15 protein-coding genes, 1 tRNA gene and 1 pseudogene are annotated in these 18,553 nt (G+C 70.8%); 11 read left to right on the forward strand and 6 right to left on the reverse strand.

Annotation, left to right across the window (positions count from 1 at the left end; all coding sequences use genetic code 11):
* Positions 1–13: 13 nt before the first annotated feature.
* The 8 genes from AB0M18_RS23600 to AB0M18_RS23635 all read left to right on the forward strand — a co-directional run bounded on the left by AB0M18_RS23600 (position 14) and on the right by AB0M18_RS23635 (position 6,520).
* A complete protein-coding gene (locus AB0M18_RS23600; protein ID WP_365761111.1) occupies positions 14–886 on the forward strand; it encodes a hypothetical protein in 873 nt (290 codons plus the stop codon).
* Between the two features lie 6 nt (positions 887–892).
* Positions 893–963 (forward strand) — tRNA-Gln (locus AB0M18_RS23605).
* 115 nt (positions 964–1,078) lie between these two features.
* Positions 1,079–2,527 carry a bifunctional UDP-N-acetylglucosamine diphosphorylase/glucosamine-1-phosphate N-acetyltransferase GlmU gene (gene glmU, locus AB0M18_RS23610; RefSeq protein WP_365761113.1) on the forward strand — a complete coding sequence of 483 codons (1,449 nt, stop codon included), beginning with the start codon at positions 1,079–1,081 and terminating at the stop codon, positions 2,525–2,527.
* Between the two features lie 121 nt (positions 2,528–2,648).
* The gene (locus tag AB0M18_RS23615; RefSeq protein WP_365761115.1) at positions 2,649–3,623 is read left to right on the forward strand and encodes a ribose-phosphate diphosphokinase; all 975 of its coding nucleotides are present in this window, start codon (positions 2,649–2,651) and stop codon (positions 3,621–3,623) included.
* Positions 3,624–3,888: 265 nt separating this feature from the next.
* Positions 3,889–4,488 carry a 50S ribosomal protein L25/general stress protein Ctc gene (locus tag AB0M18_RS23620; protein WP_365761116.1) on the forward strand — a complete coding sequence of 200 codons (600 nt, stop codon included), beginning with the start codon at positions 3,889–3,891 and terminating at the stop codon, positions 4,486–4,488.
* A gap of 103 nt (positions 4,489–4,591) precedes the next feature.
* The gene (pth, locus tag AB0M18_RS23625; RefSeq protein ID WP_365761118.1) at positions 4,592–5,188 is read left to right on the forward strand and encodes an aminoacyl-tRNA hydrolase; all 597 of its coding nucleotides are present in this window, start codon (positions 4,592–4,594) and stop codon (positions 5,186–5,188) included.
* A 41-nt stretch (positions 5,189–5,229) separates the two neighbouring features.
* Complete coding sequence (locus AB0M18_RS23630) at positions 5,230–5,673, forward strand: hypothetical protein (protein ID WP_365761120.1); 444 nt, start codon at positions 5,230–5,232, stop codon at positions 5,671–5,673.
* 130 nt (positions 5,674–5,803) lie between these two features.
* Positions 5,804–6,520 (forward strand): LPXTG cell wall anchor domain-containing protein, encoded by a 717-nt coding sequence (locus tag AB0M18_RS23635; RefSeq protein WP_365761122.1) that lies wholly within the window; start codon positions 5,804–5,806, stop codon positions 6,518–6,520.
* 233 nt (positions 6,521–6,753) lie between these two features.
* Here the strand turns inward: AB0M18_RS23635 and AB0M18_RS23640 are convergent, their stop codons facing one another.
* Entirely contained in the window at positions 6,754–10,389 is a 3,636-nt protein-coding gene (locus AB0M18_RS23640) for a LamG domain-containing protein (RefSeq protein ID WP_365761124.1), read from the reverse strand.
* Positions 10,390–10,645: 256 nt separating this feature from the next.
* Positions 10,646–13,375 carry a phosphoenolpyruvate carboxylase gene (ppc, locus tag AB0M18_RS23645; protein WP_365761126.1) on the reverse strand — a complete coding sequence of 910 codons (2,730 nt, stop codon included), beginning with the start codon at positions 13,373–13,375 and terminating at the stop codon, positions 10,646–10,648.
* 258 nt (positions 13,376–13,633) lie between these two features.
* Here ppc and AB0M18_RS23650 point away from each other — a divergent pair, with 258 nt between their 5' ends.
* Positions 13,634–14,614, forward strand: coding sequence for a fatty acid desaturase (locus tag AB0M18_RS23650; protein WP_365761128.1), 981 nt, complete (start codon positions 13,634–13,636; stop codon positions 14,612–14,614).
* Entirely contained in the window at positions 14,614–15,300 is a 687-nt protein-coding gene (locus AB0M18_RS23655) for a TetR/AcrR family transcriptional regulator (protein WP_365761377.1), read from the forward strand. The genes AB0M18_RS23650 and AB0M18_RS23655 overlap by 1 nt, the downstream gene beginning before the upstream one ends.
* Positions 15,301–15,331: 31 nt before the next feature.
* Here AB0M18_RS23655 and AB0M18_RS23660 read toward each other — a convergent pair whose 3' ends face one another.
* The 3 genes and pseudogenes from AB0M18_RS23660 to AB0M18_RS23670 form a co-directional block, all read right to left on the reverse strand.
* Complete coding sequence (locus tag AB0M18_RS23660) at positions 15,332–15,883, reverse strand: hypothetical protein (RefSeq protein WP_365761130.1); 552 nt, start codon at positions 15,881–15,883, stop codon at positions 15,332–15,334.
* A 76-nt stretch (positions 15,884–15,959) separates the two neighbouring features.
* Positions 15,960–16,160, reverse strand: a pseudogene (locus AB0M18_RS23665) (glyoxalase); the annotation flags it as partial.
* A gap of 80 nt (positions 16,161–16,240) precedes the next feature.
* Positions 16,241–17,074: a trans-aconitate 2-methyltransferase gene (locus AB0M18_RS23670; protein WP_365761132.1), complete on the reverse strand. Its 834-nt coding sequence runs from the start codon at positions 17,072–17,074 to the stop codon at positions 16,241–16,243.
* 163 nt (positions 17,075–17,237) lie between these two features.
* Between AB0M18_RS23670 and AB0M18_RS23675 the strand changes: the two genes are divergently transcribed.
* Positions 17,238–17,735 carry a MarR family transcriptional regulator gene (locus AB0M18_RS23675; RefSeq protein ID WP_365761134.1) on the forward strand — a complete coding sequence of 166 codons (498 nt, stop codon included), beginning with the start codon at positions 17,238–17,240 and terminating at the stop codon, positions 17,733–17,735.
* Here the strand turns inward: AB0M18_RS23675 and AB0M18_RS23680 are convergent.
* Positions 17,694–18,437, reverse strand: a complete 744-nt coding sequence (locus tag AB0M18_RS23680) for a response regulator transcription factor (protein WP_365761136.1) — start codon at positions 18,435–18,437, stop codon at positions 17,694–17,696. The two genes, AB0M18_RS23675 and AB0M18_RS23680, sit on opposite strands and share 42 nt — an antisense overlap.
* Between the last annotated feature and the right edge of the window lie 116 nt (positions 18,438–18,553).

The following is an 18,553-nucleotide window of genomic DNA, read 5'->3' on the forward strand; positions in this document are numbered from 1 at the left end:
CGACGGTGTTCGTATGACACCCGAAACGAGCCGGTACGCCGACTTCGAAGGCCTGCGCGAACGGGCCGTCGCCCTCCGCCGCGAGGGCCTCAGCCTCCGGCAGATCCGCGACCGCCTGCAGATCTACAACAACGACATGCTCCACAGGCTGGTGAAGGGCGAGCCACCCCCGGAGTGGACGAAGCGCCCCAACGCCAAGGACGACCTCCGCGCCCGCGCCCGCGAGCTGCGCCTGGAGGGGAGGACGTACGACCAGATCCAGGTCGAGCTGGGCTGCTCGAAGAGCTCGATCTCGCTGTGGGTACGGGACCTGCCGAAGCCGGCACGCAAGCGCACCCGCGAGGAGGCTTCGGCGATCGCCCGCAGGGGCTGGGAGGCGACGCTGCGCATCCGCGAGGAGGAGCGACAGCGGACCAAGCAAGCCGCCGCGCAGGCCGTGGGGGCACTCTCCGACCGAGAGCTCTTCCTCGTCGGAGTGGCCCTCTACTGGGCCGAGGGCACGAAGGACAAGTCGTACGAGCGCCGCGAGCGCGTCACCTTCGTGAACAGCGACCCGGGCATGATCCGGACCTTCCTCGCCTGGCTCGACCTCATCGGCGTCGACCGGGCGCGACACACGTACCACCTAATGATCCACGAGAGCGCGGACGTCGCCGCCGCCGAGCACTACTGGGCGGACGTCACCGGCGCCGACCCCGCCAGGTTCGGAAAGACAAGCCTCAAGCGACACAACCCCAAGACCGCACGGAAGAACGTCGCAGACGACTATCAGGGCTGCCTCGCCGTCCGCGTTCGCGGAAGCGCCGACTTGTACCGTCGCATCGAGGGGGCCTGGTGCGGCATAGTAGGGGCTGCTTCTGCGGCGGTCCGAGGGAATCGGACATAACGCCCATCCCGGGTCGTCTAAGGGCAAGACGTCAGATTTTGGTTCTGATCATGGGGGTTCGAGTCCTCCCCCGGGAGCACAGATGCTCGGTTCGGGTCCCGACCTCCCAGGTCGGGGCCCTTCCTCGTTACCCGGGCGGCACCCCCCGGTATCCTTCGGTGGTCCAGCCACCCGAAGCCGAAGGGCATCCCCGTGAGCGCCAACCGCCCGGCCGCCGTCGTCGTCCTCGCAGCGGGTGAGGGCACCCGCATGAAGTCGAAGACCCCCAAGGTCCTGCACGAGATCGCCGGGCGTTCGCTCGTCGGGCATGTCGTGTCCGCCGCCCGTGAGCTGGAGCCCGAGGACCTGGTCGTGGTCGTCGGGCATGCGCGGGAGCTGGTGAAGGGGCACCTGGACGAGCACTACGCGGGGACGCGGACCGCCGTGCAGGAGGAGCAGAACGGGACCGGGCACGCGGTGCGCATGGCGCTGCAGGAGCTGGGGCGGACGCCCGAGGGGACCGTGGTCGTGGTGTGCGGCGACACGCCGCTGCTGTCGGGCGAGACGCTGCGCGCCCTGGCCGGCACGCACGCCGCGGACGGCAACGCCGTGACCGTGCTGACCGCCGAGGTGCCGGACTCGACCGGCTACGGCCGGATCGTGCGCGACCCGGCGTCGGGCGCGGTGACCGAGATCGTGGAGCACAAGGACGCCTCGGACGAGCAGCGCGCGATCAGGGAGATCAACTCCGGCGTGTTCGCGTTCGACGGCGCGCTGCTCGCGGACGCGCTGGGCAAGGTGCGGACGGACAACAGTCAGGGCGAGGAGTACCTGACGGACGTGCTGTCGATCCTGCGTGAGGCGGGGCACCGGGTGGGCGCGTCGGTGGCGGCGGACCACCGGGAGATCCTGGGGATCAACAACCGGGTGCAGCTGGCCGAGGCTCGCGCCCTGCTGAACGCGCGCCTGCTGGAGCGGGCGATGCTCGCGGGCGTGACCGTCGTGGACCCGGCGTCGACGTTCGTGGACGTGACGGTGACGTTCGAGGCGGACGCGACGATCCTGCCGAACACCCTGCTCCTCGGTGCGACGCACGTCGCGGAGGACGCGGTGGTGGGCCCGAACACGCGCCTGAAGGACACCGTGGTGCGCCGTGGCGCCCGGGTGGACAACACGGTGGCCGACACGGCGGTCGTGGGCGAGGGCGCTTCGGTGGGCCCGTACGCGTATCTGCGTCCGGGGACGGATCTGGGCGCGAAGGCCAAGGCGGGTACGTACGTCGAGATGAAGGCGGCCGTCATCGGTGAGGGGACGAAGGTCCCCCATCTGTCGTACGTGGGTGACGCGACCATCGGCGAGTACACCAACATCGGTGCGGCGAGTGTCTTCGTGAACTACGACGGTGAGGCGAAGCACCACACGACAGTGGGCTCTCACTGCAAGACGGGTTCGGACAACATGTTTGTGGCTCCTGTCACGATCGGGGACGGTGCCTACACCGCCGCCGGGTCCGTCATCACCAAGGACGTGCCGCCCGGCGCGCTGGCCGTCGCCCGTGGCCAGCAGCGGAATATCGAGGGTTGGGTGGCTCGTAAGCGCCCCGGCAGCGCCGCCGCGCAGGCCGCTACGAGCGCCACGGAGAAGTCCGCCGGCGAAAGCTGACCGGAAACGAGTACGTCGAACTCGGCGTACCGTGATACGTGCACACAAATTCGGCTGGCTCGCACGCGCGCACGGGAGCGCGGGGATCCGCGGCCAGAGAAACCGTCGAGGAGACAGTGCTGTGACCGGGATCAAGACGACCGGCGAGAAGAAGCTGATGCTCTTCTCCGGCCGCGCCCACCCCGAGCTGGCCGAGGAGGTCGCACACCAGCTGGGTGTCGGCATCGTTCCGACCAAGGCGTTCGACTTCGCCAACGGTGAGATCTACGTCCGCTTCCAGGAGTCGGCGCGTGGCGCGGACTGCTTCCTGATCCAGAGCCACACGGCTCCGATCAACAAGTGGATCATGGAGCAGCTGATCATGATCGATGCTCTGAAGCGGGCCTCGGCCCGGAGCATCACCGTGATCATCCCGTCCTACGGCTATGCCCGTCAGGACAAGAAGCACCGTGGCCGTGAGCCGATCTCGGCCCGCCTGGTCGCCGATCTGCTGAAGACGGCGGGTGCGGACCGGATCCTGACCGTGGACCTGCACACGGACCAGATCCAGGGCTTCTTCGACGGTCCGGTGGACCACCTGTCGGCGCTGCCGGTCCTGGCGGACTACGTGGGCGCGAAGGTGGACCGCGAGAAGCTGACGATCGTGTCCCCGGACGCCGGCCGCGTGCGCGTCGCCGACCGCTGGTGCGACCGTCTGGACGCGCCGCTGGCGATCGTCCACAAGCGTCGCGACAAGGACGTCGCCAACCAGGTGACCGTCCACGAGGTCGTCGGTGATGTGAAGGGCCGTGTGTGTGTCCTGGTGGACGACATGGTCGACACCGCGGGCACGATCTGCGCCGCCGCGGACGCGCTGTTCGCGCACGGTGCGGAGGACGTCATCGTGACGGCCACGCACGGCATCCTGTCCGGTCCGGCCGCGGACCGGCTGAAGAACTCGAAGGTGAGCGAGTTCGTGTTCACGGACACGCTGCCGGACCCGAGCTCGCTGGAGCTGGACAAGATCACGGTCCTGTCCATCGCCCCGACGATCGCCCGCGCGGTGCGCGAGGTGTTCGAGGACGGTTCGGTGACGAGCCTGTTCGAGGAGCACTGAGCTTTCAGGCAGTGACGAGCGAGGGCCGCTTCCCCCTGGGGGAGGCGGCCCTTCGCCGTCGGCCCGTGGGGCTCCGCGGTGATCCATTTGGGCGCCCGCGAGGGGGCCGCTAGACTGTCGTGGTTGCTCGGCGAGGGAGGCCGGACGCGCGTACGGCGTACGCACGGTTCCGGCGGTCCGTTATCGACGCGCTCTTCGTAGCAGGCCCACGCCAGTCGGGCCGGGTGACAGTCGCATCCGTCACCGCACCACACGAGGAGTGCACATGTCCGAGGTGAAGCTCACCGCGTCCGTCCGCACCACGTTCGGCAAGGGCGCCGCCCGCCAGCTGCGTCGCGCCGCCCAGGTTCCCGCCGTTCTGTACGGCCACGGCTCGGACCCGATCCACCTGGCGCTGCCGACCCACGAGACCGGCATGGCGCTCCGTACCCCGAACGTCCTGCTGGCCCTGGACATCGAGGGCAAGGGCTCCGAGCTGGCCATCCCGAAGGCCGTCCAGCGTGACCCGCTGAAGGGCTTCCTGGAGCACGTCGACCTCCTCCTCGTGAAGCGCGGCGAGAAGGTCACCGTCGAGGTTCCGGTCGTCGCCGAGGGCGAGCTGGCCGCCGGCGGCAACCTGCTCGAGCACGTTCTGAACACCCTCTCGGTCGAGGCCGAGGCCACCCACCTGCCCGTGTCCTTCACGGTCTCCGTGGAGGGCCTGGAGGCCGGTGCCTCCGTCCTGGCGCAGGACGTCGTCCTGCCGTCCGGCGTGACCCTGGTGACCGAGGGCGACGCCGTCGTCCTGCAGGTCCTGGCCGCGCAGGCCGAGGAGCCGGCCGAGGAGGCCGCCGAGGGCGAGGCCGCCGAGGGCGCCGAGGCCTGAGCCGTAGGCTCTGCTTGACGCGACGGGGTGACGGGCCACGGCCTGTCACCCCGTTTCTCTGTGCCGGTACGGATCTGTACGAATACGAGGAGACGAGACGCAGATGACGGACGACGCGAACGCCCCCTGGCTGATCGTCGGCCTCGGCAACCCGGGCCCGGAGTACGCGGGCAACCGGCACAACGTGGGCTTCATGGTGGCGGACCTGCTCGCCGACCGGATCGGCGGGAAGTTCAAGCGCGCGGGCAAGGCGCAGGCGCAGGTCGTGGAGGGCCGGATCGGCCCGCCCGGGCCGGCGGGCCGCCGGGTGGTGCTCGCGAAGCCGATGTCGTACATGAACCTGTCGGGCGGGCCGGTGACGGCGCTGCGCGACTTCTACAAGGTGCCGACGGCGCACATCGTGGCGATCCACGACGAGCTCGACATCGACTACGGGGTGCTGCGGCTGAAGATCGGCGGCGGCGACAACGGCCACAACGGTCTGAAGTCGATGACGAAGTCGATGGGCGCCGACTACCACCGGCTGCGTTTCGGCATCGGCCGGCCGCCGGGCCGTATGCAGGTCGCCGACTTCGTCCTGAAGGACTTCTCGTCGACCGAGCGCAAGGAGCTGGACTACTTCGTGGACCGGGCGGCGGACGCGGTGGAGTGCCTGGTGACGGAGGGCCTGGAGCGGGCGCAGTCCGCGTACAACGCGTAGCCCGGTAGCTCTCGGAGCGTACGACTGTACGATCGCGGGTCATGACGCATGCCCGTAACGCCGCCATGGCCCTCGTCGCCCTGCTCCTCGTCGTCGCCGGGGCGTGGACGTCCTGGCAGTCGGCGCAGCACGTGCTGCTTTCGAAGGGCCGGGAGCACGGCACGTTGACGGTGACGGGCTGCAACGAGGAGACGTGCAGCGGGCGTTACGTCCCGGACGACCCGGCCTCGCAGCGTCACACGGTGACGATCGCGCACTCGGTGGCCGCGGAGAAGGGCGAGACGCTGACGGTCGTCGTCAAGCCGGGCACGGACGAGGCGGTCCGAACGGGCTGGGGCGGCGGTCTGCACGCGTGGCTGCCGCTGGGCGGTGCGCTGTTGCTGGCGGCGCCGTTGGTGGGCGGCGGGTTGAGGCTGGTGCGGACGGCGTGGTCGGTGGCGGGGGTGGGGGCGGTGTTGTTGCTGGGGGCGTTCTTCGCGCTCTAAGTGATTTCAGGACATGTTGGCGCGATCTTGCCAGATCGTTATAAGCCCTTGGGTTAAGGGTGACTTAAAGCAGCCGATAGGCTGCCCCCGCCACCTCCCACGGCATCCCACATCCCACAAATGGACGACCATGCGACGTTCTCTCATCTCCGCCGGCGCGCTCGTAGCGGCCGTGGCGGGTTCGCTCGTTCTGGCGCCGGCCGCGTCCGCCGCCGACGTTCCCTTCCACCACGCGAAGGACCTGCCGATCAGCGCCTCCTCCTTCGAGAAGACCGAGAAGGTGTGCGACGGCATCCCGTCCACGCAGGACGGCTGGCACTTCGTGCTTGCGGGCAGCCCGGGCAACGAGGCCGAGTTCACCAAGCTGACGGTGACCTTCGACAACGGCACCCCGATCGTCATCACGGACTTCAGCTCCTTCGGCAACCCCGAGGGCAAGCACGCGTACGTGGGCTCGGAGATCGGCGCGAAGCTGACCTCGGCCACCGCCGAGATCGACGGTGTGGCGAAGTTCTTCAACCTCTCGCACACCTGCCCGGGCACCGCCCCGACGCCGACCGGCACCCCCTCGACCTCGACCTCGCCGTCGACGTCGGAGTCCCCGAGCTCCTCGACCTCGCCGTCGACCTCGGTGTCCCCGAGCTCCTCCGTCTCCCCGTCCGCCTCGGAGAGCGGTGCCGCCGGTGGTCAGCCGACCCCGAGCGCGTCCGGCTCCGCGGGCGCCGAGGGTGACCTCGCCGAGACCGGCTCCAGCGCCCCCGTCGGCATCATCGCCGGTGTCGCCGTGGCCCTCGCGGCCGCCGGTGCGTTCCTGGTGACCCGCCGTCGCAAGGCCCAGCAGCACTGAGGCCCAGCAGCGGTCCGCTGCCCGGGGCTGAGCCCCGGGCTTGCAGATGGCGCCTCACCGGCTGTGAGGTGGGCTTCCGCGTCCCGGTCGTCGGCCCGTCGGGCCGGCGGCCGGGACGTGCGGTTTCCGGTCGGCATCCCACGCGATCCGGCCCCTGCGGGCGCGCACGAGTGGTAGCGGTCCGCGCAGAGGGGGACCGCGGTGTCGGACCGCGGCCCCGCCCCTGTCATGGCTCAGTCGCCGATGTACGTGTCGATCTGTTCCGGCCCGGCGATGGCGCCGGCGAACAGCCGGACCTCGCCGATGCGGGCGGGCAGGTAGTCGTTGTGCCACCAGTCCGTCCAGGCGCTGCCGACCGAGACCTCGGAGGCGCCCTCCAGGGCGGGGAACGGCGTGGCGGTGCCGTTCTGGCTGCGCCCCAGGTAGAGGCTGATCTTGCCCGTCGCGGCGTCGTACACACCGGTGAGGCGCACCGTGCTGTCCACGGCGGCGACCTCGTCGGAGACGACGGAGGTGAATCCGCCCTCCCAGTGGTGCGTACCGAAGTGCCACTTGCCGACCGGAACGGTTCGCTCCTCCATCGTCTGCTCGTCGAGCACCGTGGCCTTTCCGGTCAGTTCGTACCAGATCCCCCACGAGATGCCGTCGTGAGCCCGCTGGCTGAGGACCGCACCGGCGTAACCGATGTCCTGGGTCGCCAGCTTCGCCCCGTCGAGTGCGACCGTGGTGGTCATGGTGAAGGAACCGGTGCCGTCGACCACGCCCGCGTTCATGGGCGAGCGCGCCTCGTCGTCAACGCCGTCGAAGACCATCACGCCGTCTATCAGGCTCGCCCCGGACATGAGCGTGAGCGACTTGCCGTAGCCGGACGACACGTCGGGGACGGTGCCGCCGCTGCCCTGCCCGGCGCGCCAGTCCGCGACGAGTTCGACTCCCGCGTAGCCGGCGGAGACGAGCAGCTTGGCCTCGTCCCCGACCTCCTTGGGCGTCAGAGCCCGCTGCCAGACGGTGACCTCGTCGATCGAGCCGTTGAAGTTGTCCACATAGTTGTCGGCGTACATGACCCGGCCGATCTGCAGGGGGCCGTTGGCGGACCACGGGGTGCCTGCGTCGACAGAGGCGACCTGCTTGCCGTTCACGTACAGGTAGACCTTCTTGGCGACCGCGTCGTGAACGCCGGCCACGTGCGTCCACACGCCGTCCGGGTAGTAGGCCTGCGTCATGGCCTCGCGGGACCACTCCCCCTCGGTGGAGAAGACCCGCAGGCTCCAGCGTCCGCCGTACGAGATGACGAAGGGGCTGTACTTCTTGTCCCACGGCCACGCCGAGTCGGGGGTCTGGCTGATGACCGAGACGGTGCCCGTGGTGGCGGGGTCGACCCACACCCAGGCGGAGACGGTGTACGAGGACCGCGTCTCCAGAACCCGTCCTTCCGTGGACGCGTATCCGGTGGCGCCGTCGAGCCTCAGGCCCTTGTCGGTGACCGGCTCCGGGAGCGGAACGCCGGCGGCGTCCCGGGTGATCAGGCCGCGGCGGCCGCGGTCGTCACGGGTGGCGCCGGTGGCCAGCGTCGCGGGGTAGCGGGTGGTCCCCGTGGTGGCCGAGTCGAGCGCCTGCCCCGAGGCCTCGTCGAAGTGGTACCTGGCGAGCGGGCCCTCGCCCGCGGCGACCAGGAAGTCCACGGCGTTCCAGGCCCCGTAGCGGCCGACGGTGTCGAGGGCCCTCACGTAGAGCGTGTGCGTGCCGGACCGGTCCGGGGTGACGGAGACCGTGGCCTGTGCGCCGTCGACAGTCGGCCAGGTCGTCATGGACGAGAGCGTGTACTGGTAGGAGACGATGTTGGTGTCGCCCGTGGCAGGCGAGAACGAGAAGGTGCCGGCGATGCCCGGACCACCCTTTGAAATGCACGAGTTGGGCGCGCAGTCGGTGTAGGGAGTGCCGAACGCGATCTGGGGCGCACCGGGTGCGGTCGAGTCGACCTTGAAGTAGCACCAGGGGCCGGACGGGCCGGTGAGGTAGCTGCCGCCGCCGTTGTAGTAGGACTGCGTCCATGCCCGGTACCGGTAGAGAACGCCGTCGGTCAGGGTCGACCATGACATGGTCTGTTTGACGCCGTCCCCCACGTATCCGCTGGAGGGCCGTGTGTCACCGTTTCCGGCCGGGGTGTCGCCCCAGCTGCCGTCGGCGTTCTTGTGGTTGAGGTCGAAGACGATGCGCAGCTCGGCACCGCTCTCGCCGCCGCTCTGGGTCTCGGGTGTCGCCGTCAGCGTGGGCGAGGGGTCGGACACGGTCGACGGGTTGGATTCGCTCGTCGAGCACACGGTGCCCGAGCCGGTCACCAGTCCGGTCTCCGTGGGGGTGGCGGGCTTGCCGACGAAGTCGACGGCGAGGACGGCGTCGTCCCGGAACCGCTTCCACGCCGATGTGTCCGACTCGTCGTGCGCCCGGATCTCCAGCGTGAGCCGTGAGAAGCTGCCGGCCGCGAAGTCCCGGACGGTCGGCGTCAGGTTCTCGTCGGTCTCCTCCGGGTTGTCGTTGAACTCGATGGGCGCGGTGGGTGAGTTCGGGTCGCACAGCGATCCGCGTCCGGCCGAGACGTAACGGTCGCCCATCCAGTCGAGCTCCCGCGGGCGGGAGGACCACGTGGTGGAGGAGGAGATGTTGTCGGTGCGGACGAGGTCGACCCAGCGCGGGTCGCACTGGAACGCCCACGGCTCCGTCACGCGGAACGTGGCGTCGAGGATCTGCTTGCCCTGGAGGCTGGAGGGCGAGAACTCGAAGTAGAGGCGCTGCACGTATCCGGGACCGCAGTAGTAGCCGTTCCAGCTGCCGCACTTGCCGGCGCCCTTGCCCCTGCCGTCGTCGCCGTTGCCCCAGCCGTAGCTCGTGTAGCCGTCCGAGCGCAGCAGCGTGCGCTCCTCCTCGCCCCAGGTCACCGTGGGGTCGATGAAGAGGGGGAAGTCGGAGGCCGGCGTGCCGGTCAGCATGGCGGGGTCGGGCACCACGGAGAGGCTCTTCGCGGAGACGCCCACGTCCATGCGGGCCACCTTGTCACCCTGGCCGGGTTCCAGGCCGTGGCCCGACGGGGCCGTCTCCGCGAGGTCCACCCGTGTCGGCATGGCGCGGTCCTCCTTGGCGGCGCCGCGCCGGGCGGTCTCGGCGGCCTTGCCCGCCGAGTCCCACATCTGTGCGGTGGGCGCGCGGAAGACGGTCCGCCCGGTGTCGTCGACGGCGTCGAGGGTGCCCCGGGCGCTCTCGCGCACGGTCAGGCCCCGGGCATCGATCCCGAAGGTGAGCCGCTTGAGTCTGGTGTCGGATGCGGCCCGCGGGGTCTTGACGATCAGGACGTGCTGGAAGCCCTCCGTCGTCGCCGTCACCTTGAGGTCGACGTCGCGGAGGACGTCCCGGTAAAGGGCGCTGGGGCCGTCGAGTTCGGGCTCGGGCAGCGTTCCGGGCCAGTCCAGTGCGAGCTTCCTGCCGGCCTTGGTGATCGAGGCGAGCGGGGCGTCGTCTCCTCCACCGGAGAAGCGCATGTCGGGCGCGGCGGCCCGGGGCCCCACCGTGCCGTCCTTCTTGCGCTCGAGTGTCGCGTCCGGCGTCCGCCAGCCCCCGTCCGCAGCGGGGACGCGAACCGGGACCGAGGCCTGTTCCAGTGTGAAGGAGTACCCGTCGGGGTTGGCGTAGACGGTGGCCCGCTCCGTGCGCTGGCCGATCACCTCCACGCGATGGCCCGACTCCTTGGCCGCCGCGAGCGCGCGGTCCCCCTCGGAACGCACCGGCCCCTGCTCCGCGGAGGCGACCGCGCCTGTGGCTGTGCCCAGTGCCGGGAGCGTCGCCAGCACCGCGGTCGCCGTGGCCGTCGCCACCATGCGTCGTACGCCGCCGAGTCTCCTCGGTCTGGCTCTATGTGGTCGTCTCACTTGTCCCCCCAGTTCAGCTGTTGATCAAACAGCCCCACTCTCAGGCAGAGCCGGGAGAAAAGGGGAACAGATCTTCGACGCGTGATCGAAGTGTGATTGAACGTGAACATGACGGATTGAATGTGAACTGGCGGTGCCCCCGTAACGAGAACATGGCGGTGCCCCCGTGGAGAACCACGGGGGCACCGTCATGTCGTACGAGCGGTCAGCCGGTGTTGCGCAGGCCCGCCGCCACGCCGTTGACCGTGAGCAGCAGGGCCCGGGACAGCAGCGGGTCGGGCTCCTCGCCGCGCTCGGCGGCGGTGCGCTGACGGGCGAGCAGGGCCACCTGGAGGTAGGAGATCGGGTCCAGGTAGGCGTCGCGGATGGCGAAGGTCTGCTGGAGGACGGGGTTGGAGTCGAGCAGCTGCTCGCCGCCCGTCACCTTCAGCACCTCGGCGACCGTGAGCGCGTGCTCGGCCTCGATCGTGTCGAAGACGTGCTTGAGCTCGTCCGGGACCAGGGTGTCGACGTAGTGGCGGGCGATCCGCAGGTCCGTCTTGGCCAGCGTCATCTCGACGTTGGAGAGGAAGTTGCGGAAGAAGTGCCAGCGTTCGTACATCTCGCCGAGGACGGCGTCGAGGCCGGCCTCGCGCAGGGCCTTGAGGCCCGACCCGACGCCGTACCAGCCGGGGACGATCTGGCGGGACTGGGTCCAGCCGAACACCCACGGGATGGCGCGGAGTCCGTCGAGGGAGACGCCGGAGCCGGGGCGGCGCGAGGGGCGCGAGCCGAGGTGCAGGTCGGCGAGCTGGTCGACGGGGGTGGAGGCGAGGAAGTACGCCGGCAGGCCGGGGTCCTCGACGAGCTTGCGGTACGCGGTGTGGGCAGCCTCCGAGACGGTGTCCATGGCCGCGTCCCAGCGGGCGAGGGCATCGTCGGACTGGCGCGGCGCGGTGTGCAGGGCGGAGGCCTGGAGGGTGGCGGCGACCGTCAGTTCCAGGTTCTCCCGCGCCAGGGACGGGATCAGGTACTTGTCGGAGATGACCTCGCCCTGCTCGGTCACCTTGATCTCGCCCTCCAGGGTGCCCCAGGGCTGGGCGAGGATCGCGTCGTGCGAGGGGCCGCCGCCGCGGCCGACGGTGCCGCCGCGGCCGTGGAAGAGCCGGAGCCGTACGCCGTAGCGGTGGGCGACGTCGCGCAGGCGCCGCTGGGCGCGGTGGATCTCCCACTGGGAGGTGGTGATGCCGCCGAACTTCGACGAGTCGGAGTAGCCGAGCATGACCTCCTGGACGTCGCCGCGGAGCGAGACGAGGCGCCGGTAGGAGGGGTCGGCGAGCATGTCGTTGAGGATGACGTCCGCGGCGCGGAGCTCGTCGGTGGTCTCCAGGAGCGGCACGATGCCGATCTTGGCCCAGCCGGCGTGCAGGTCGACGAGGCCGGCCTCGCGGGCGAGGACCGCGGCGGCGAAGACGTCGTCGGCGCCCTGGCACATCGAGATGATGTACGACTCGATGACCTCGGGTCCGAAGACCTCCAAGGCCCGCTTCACGGTCTGGAAGACACCGAGGGTCTTCTCGCCGGCGGCGTCGAGCGGGGCCGGCGTGGGGGCCAGCGGACGCCGCGAGCGGAGCTCCTTGGCGAGCAGCTTCTGCCGGTAGTCGCGGGGCATGTCGGCGTAGCGCCAGGACTCCTCGCCGAGTCGGTCGAAGAGCTGACCGAGGGCGTGGTGGTGGGCGTCGGCGTGCTCGCGCACGTCCATGGTGGCGAGCTGGAGGCCGAAGGCGGCGAGGGTGCGGATGGTGCGGTCCATGCGGCCGTCGGCGAACAGGCCGCCGCGGTGGGCGCGCAGGGAGGTCTGGATCAGGGTGAGGTCGCGGAGGAGTTCGGCGGTGCCGAGGTAGTCGCGGCCGTCCTGGTGGGGGGTGCCGTTGGCGAGGCGCTCGCGGGTGTTGAGGAGCTTCTGGCGGACGCAGGTGACCTTGAGCCGGTAGGGCTCCTCGGCGTTGAGGCGCTTGTAGCGGGGGCTGATCTCGGGCAGCCGCTCCAGGTCGGCCTGGAGGGACTCCAGGAGTTCCTCCGTCGCGCCGGCGTAGCGGATGGAGTTGGAGAGGAGTCCGCGCAGGTGGTCGACGAGTTCGAGGGCGTCGGTGATGCCGTGCTCGTGCTGGAGGATCAGCACGTCCCAGGTGACCTGGGGGGTGACGTTGGGGTTGCCGTCGCGGTCGCCGCCGATCCAGGTGCCGAAGGTCAGCGGGCGGGTGCCGGCGGGCAGCTCGAAGCCGACCCGCTCCAGCTCGGCGGCGAGGTCTTCGAGGACGTCGCCGACGGCGTCGGCGTGCAGCTCGTCGAGGTAGTAGATGGCGTTGCGGGCCTCGTCGGCGGGCTCGGGACGGACGACCCGGAGCTCGTCGGTCTGCCAGACGAGGTCGATGTTCTCGGCGAGCCGGAGGTCGACGCGGCGCCGGTCGGCCTCGATGACCGGGGTCTCCAGGAGGGCCCCGATGCGGCGCAGCTTGTTGAGGACGGAGCGCCGGGCGGCCTCGGTGGGGTGGGCGGTGAACACCGGCCGTACGTTGAGGTTCTTGATCGTCTCGCGTACGTGGGCGGGGTCGCCGTCCTTGAGCATGTCGGCGGTACGGGCGAGGAGGCCGCCCTCGGCGGCGCGCTTCTCGCGCATCTCGCGGCCGCGGTGGACCTGCTCGGTGACGTTGGCGAGGTGGAAGTAGGTGGAGAACGCGCGCACGAGGCGGGCGGCGGTCTCCAGCTCGACGCCGCGCAGCAGCTCGGCGGCGGCCTCGCCGTCCTCGCGGGTGAGGCGGCGGACCTTCTCGACGAGTTCCAGGAGCTCCGGGCCCTCCTGGCGGACAAGGGTCTCGCCGAGGAGATCGCCCAGTCGGCGGATGTCGGAGCGCAGCTCGGCGCTGGCGGTGGAGGTCTGGTCGGCACTGCTCACAGGTGCGGCTCCTTGCAGTGTTTGAGCACGTCTGGAGGGGTACTGGAGGCTTGCGGACCGCGCTGTCCGACGCACCCAGGATAGGTGTCCGTCGCCGCGGCACGGGTCACGCCCCGCCTTTGGCGCTCTTGCCGCGCGCCGAGGCGCTGCCATACTTACGTCGCCGTAGGTTACGGAGCCGTAGCCAAGGGCTCCCTTTTCGTACGCGCGCGTACTTTTCCGCTCGCATTCCTCACCCTCACCCCCCAGGGGACAGCCATGACCACAAGCCCCGAGTTGACCTCGGAGTCCCGGGAAGTCACCGCTCCGGACCTGCCCTCCGCCACGCTCGGCGGGGACAACAAGCGTTCGATCGAGCAGATCACGCTGCTGCTGTTCATCACGGTGCCCTTCCTGGCCCTGGTCGCGGCGGTGCCGCTGGCCTGGGGGTGGGGGGTGAGCTGGCTGGATCTGGGGCTGATGACGGCGATGTACTTCATCGGCTGTCACGGCATCACGATCGGTTTCCACCGCTACTTCACGCACGGGTCGTTCAAGGCGAAGCGGCCGCTGCGGATCGCGCTGGCGATCATGGGGTCGCTGGCGGTGGAGGGGCCGCTGGTGCGGTGGGTGGCGGACCACCGCAAGCACCACAAGTTCTCGGACGCGGAGGGCGACCCGCACTCGCCGTGGCGGTTCGGGGAGACGGTGCCGGCCCTGATGAAGGGGCTGTGGTGGGCGCACATCGGGTGGATGTTCGACGAGGAACAGACGCCGCAGCACAAGTACGCGCCGGATCTGATCAAGGACCCGGCGATCCGGACGATCTCCCGCCAGTTCGTGCTGTGGACGGTCGTCTCGCTCGCGATTCCGCCGCTGGTGGGCGGTCTGGTGACGATGTCCTGGTGGGGCGCGTTCACGGCCTTCTTCTGGGGTTCTCTCGTCCGCGTGGCGCTGCTGCACCATGTGACGTGGTCGATCAACTCGATCTGTCACGCGGTCGGCAAGCGCCCCTTCAAGTCGCGTGACCGCTCGGGCAACGTGTGGTGGCTGGCGGTGCTGTCCTGCGGCGAGTCCTGGCACAACCTGCACCACGCGGACCCGACGTCGGCGCGGCACGGGGTGCTGCGGGGGCAGGTGGACTCCAGCGCGCGGCTGATCCGCTGGTTCGAGCTCGCGGGCTGGGCGTCAGACGTGCGGTGGCCTGCGCAGGCGCGGATCGACGCCCGGCGCCAGGATGCGCCCGCCGACGCGGCATGATGGAAGACGTGGCGATCGACGGCAGTACAGGCAGTGCGGGCAGCACGAGCGAGCAGAAGGCCCGGCGTGGCCGCCGGGTGAGGATGACGGGCGCCGAGCGCCGCGAGCAGCTCCTCGACATCGGTCGCACGCTGTTCGCGGAGAAGGGCTTCGAGGGCACGTCGGTGGAGGAGATCGCGGCGAAGGCCGGGGTCTCCAAGCCGGTGGTGTACGAGCACTTCGGCGGCAAGGAGGGCCTGTACGCGGTCGTGGTGGACCGGGAGATGCGCCAGCTGCTCGACATGGTGACGGGCGCGCTGACCGCCGGCCACCCGCGCGAGCTCCTGGAGCAGGCGGCCTTCGCCCTCCTCGACTACATCGAGCGCTACACGGACGGCTTCCGGATCCTGGTCCGCGACTCGCCGGTCGCCCAGTCGACCGGCACCTTCGCGTCGCTGATCAGCGACATCGCCACCCAGGTCGAGGACATCCTGGGCCTGGAGTTCAAGGCCCGCGGCTTCGACCCCAAACTGGCCCCCCTCTACGCCCAGGCCCTGGTCGGCAGCGTGGCCCTGACCGGCCAGTGGTGGCTCGACGTCCGCAAGCCGAAGAAGGCCGAGGTCGCCGCCCACCTGGTCAACCTGGCCTGGCACGGCCTCGACGGCCTGGAGCAGAAGCCCCGCCTGATAGGGCACCGCAAGAGCTGACCCCGATGCCCGGCCGGCGTACGGCCGGGCATCAGTTCGCCCTGTGCCAGGGCTTGCAGCCCGCGGTCTTGAACGCCTTGTCCGAGGCCAGGACGGTCACGGTGACGGGCCCCTTGGACCCGTCGGCCGCGATCACCTCGCCAGGGTCCCCGGTCGTCCCCCGCAGCCGGCTCCAGAAGCAGAACGGGGCGGGCCCGTCGCTACCGCCCTCGCTGCGGTACGTACCCGGGGCGATGTCCTCGCCGACGAGGAAGGTCCCGTCGCCGGGGATGGTGTTCCGGCCGGCCGCCGCGGTGGGCGTTCGCGCCGTGGTGGGCCGTTCGGCGGCCGGTGCGGTGCCGCGCTCGGTGGCCGCCCCGGTCTGCGGCGGGCTCGTGGTGACGGTGACCGTGGCCGCCGGCCCGCCCCCGGAGTCGTCCTCGCCGAGGAGGAGTCCGAGCAGCAGCCCGACGCCGATGCCGCCGAGGGCGACGAGGGAGTGGGTCAGCAGCGGTCCGCGCCGGAACGGCTGAGGGGCGGGACGGCGGGACGGGCCCGACGTGGGCCCCGGCGGGGGCCCGGTCGGGGTCGGGCGGTCGGTCATGGAGCCAGGGTGCGGCCGGGGCGGTCCGGCCGCACCCCGAGCGGGCTGTCTGTACTGCGGCCCCATGGCCCCGGGCTCACCCCACCGCTTCGGTCGCCTGTTCGGCCAAGGGCTCCAGGAACTCCAGCCGGTTGCCGACCGGGTCGTCGGAGGAGATGCGGCGGTGGCCCGGGAGGTTGTCGTCCCAGGCCACGGGGGCTCCGCGTTTCTCCAGGCGGGCCGCGTAGTCGGCGATTGCCGTCACCCGGGGGCCCGGGTGGGCCTTCCTCGCCGGCCGGCGGTGGCATGGTCCGCCTCCGGCGGGGGTCGCCTCGGGTCCCGGGTGGAGCTGGACGTGGTCCACGGCGGATAAGGGCATCAGGCGGCCTTCCTCGCGAGGGCGAAAATCCGGCGGAACGGGAACGCGGTGCCGTGCGGGCCCGGTGGGTAGGCCTCGCGGAGGCGGTCGCGGTACTGGGTGAGGAAGGCCTCGGTGGCCGCCGGGTCGTCGCGGAGGGCGGTGAGGACGGGGCGCAGGGCGGTGCCCTTGACCCAGTCGAGGACCGGGTCCTCGCCCGGCAGCAGCTGGATGTACGTGGTCTCCCAGACGTCCGTCTCGCAGCCGAGGTCCGCGAGGCGCTGCAGATAGTCGACGGGCTCCAGGATGTGCACGAAGCGCCGGCCCTGGTCGCCGACCCGGTCCCGCCATTCGGGGCTCTCGCACAGTTCGCCGAGCAGCGCGTGGCTGGGCGAGGTGAAGTTGCCCGGGACCTGGAAGGCGAAGGTGCCGCCGGGCCGCAGTCCGTCGATCCAGACCGCGAAGGACTCGGGGTGGTTGGGCACCCACTGCAGGGCCGCGTTGGAGACGATCAGGTCGTACGGCTCGTCCGGCGTCCAGTGCGCCGCGTCGGCCCGCCGGAAGTCGAGCCAGCCGCCGCCGGACGTGGTGCCCGCCCAGTCCTTCTCGGCCCGCTCCAGCATCTCGGGCGAGAGGTCGAAGCCGGTGATGTGCGCGTCGGGCCAGCGGTCGGCGAGGAGGACGGTGACGTTGCCCGGTCCGCAGCCGATGTCGGCGATGCGGGCGGGGCGCGATTGGTTCGGCAGCTGCGGTATTCGTGCGAGCAGATCGAGGAACGGGCGGGTGCGATGACCCGAGTGGCGCAGGTACTGCTGTGGGTCCCACGTCGGTGCGGCGGAGTCCACGGAATGCATGTTCGAAGCCCCCTTGCTGGAACGAGTTGCCGAAACGGAACGGAGTTCCGGCCCGGTCCCTTCCCCATAGTCAAGAAGACTATATCTCGACATCAAGATACTTGAAAGAGAGATGCTCGATCTCAAGAGACTTTACGTCAACAGACCCTCTACACTGATCGTCATGGAGGACGAGGTCGACCGATTGGTCGCTGCATGGCGCCGCGAGCGCCCGGACCTCGACGTGGAACCGCTCGAGGTGCTCAGCCGTGTCTCACGCCTGGCCCGCCACCTCGACCGCGCTCGTCGACTCGCCTTCGCCGAGCACCAGCTGGAGCCCTGGGAGTTCGACGTCCTGACGTCGCTGCGCCGGGCCGGCGCGCCCTACCAGCTCTCCCCCGGCCAGCTGCTCACCCAGACCCTGGTCACCTCGGGCACCATGACCAACCGCATCGACCGGCTCGCCAAGAAGAGCCTCGTCGAGCGGCTGCCCGACCCCAGCGACCGGCGCGGCGTCCTGGTCCGCCTCACCCCCGAGGGCCGCGACCGCGCCGACCAGGCGCTGGCCGGACTGCTCGCCCAGGAGCGCGCCATCCTGGCCCGCCTCCCCCGCCACCAGCGCGGCGAACTGGCCGATCTGCTACGCCAGTTGACCGCCCCGTTCGACAACCTCCCCAGCTAGGACGGGTCCTGGGGCGGGCGCCGCCTCCGGGGCCTCGGCCGGGTCCACCCCGGCCCGCCGGGCCAGCGCCACCGCCGCGAGTGTCGAGTGCACGCCGAGCTTCCCGAGGACGTTCTGCATGTGCGTCCGCACGGTGTGCGGTGACAGGAAGAGCCGCTCGGCGACGGCCTTCCGCCCGAGCCCGGCCACCATGCACCGCAGCACTTCCCGCTCCCTCGGCGTCAGCGACTCCACAAGGCGTTCGCTCTCCGTACGGTGCCGACGGGCCTCCGTCAGCTCCCGCAGCACGCCGGTGAGCAGCGCCGGCGGCAGATGCGTCTCGTCCCTGAGCACACCCCGTACCACCGCGAGCAGCCGCTGCAGCGAGGAGTCCTTGGCCACCCAGCCCCAGGCCCCGGCCTGCAGCGCGAGCGCCGCGCGCCGGGCGTCGTCCCGCTCCGCGAGCACGACGCTGCGCAGCCCGGGGCGGCCCTCCCGGACCTGCCCGACCAGCTCGATCCCGTCTCCGGAGCCCAGCTCCGCGTCCACGAGCATCACGTCGAACCGCCGCCCCTCCGCAGTCGCCCGGTCCAGACAGCGCAGGGCGGCGGGTCCGCTCCCCGCGGCGGCGACCTCGACGTCGGGCTCCGCCGCGAGGGCGGCGGCCAGCGATTCTGCGAAGACACGGTGGTCGTCCACCACCAGAACCCGGATACGGGCCACGGACACCCCTCATGTGGTCGAGGAACGGCCCCGGCACGGGTACGACGCCGGGCGCGGGCCGTCACTCGCACGGCCGCCGCCGTGCCAGACGCATACCCCCGCCCCGGGCGCCGTAC

Origin of the sequence: Streptomyces sp. NPDC051909 (assembly GCF_040681095.1) — a bacterium.
In the GTDB taxonomy this organism is placed as follows: Bacteria; Actinomycetota; Actinomycetes; order Streptomycetales; family Streptomycetaceae; genus Streptomyces.